The 287-nt window shown below is 40.4% G+C and carries 1 protein-coding gene; it reads right to left on the bottom strand.

Going from position 1 to position 287, the window contains the following annotated elements:
* The coding region (locus PZH32_RS13990) for a tRNA (adenine(22)-N(1))-methyltransferase TrmK (protein WP_275208876.1) at positions 1-287 on the bottom strand (287 nt) is incomplete at both ends.

Raw genomic sequence — 287 nt, 5'->3', positions numbered from 1 at the left:
CTCTGCTTCTACAAGTTCCTGTTCCAATTCTTCTTTTCTCTGACGGATCCGGTCAGAATCTTTCGCTTTCAATCCTTCTAAAATACTTTGATAAATGCGTATCTCTCTTTCCAGATACTCTCTGAGTACCGGATGTTGTTTCTCCAGCAAAAGCTTTCCATATTTTAACTGAACCGTATCCCAGCACTTTACTTCTGTATCTTCGCCTGCTGTATCAGCTACCGGTGGTCTTACCTTCATCATAGGATAATATTTTCCATCTTCACAGACCATATCTTCTTCCAGAA

It is taken from the genome of Adlercreutzia equolifaciens (assembly GCF_029076695.1).
Lineage (GTDB): Bacteria > Actinomycetota > Coriobacteriia > Coriobacteriales > Eggerthellaceae > Adlercreutzia > Adlercreutzia equolifaciens_A.
This window is presented reverse-complemented; position numbering and strand designations above follow the sequence as displayed.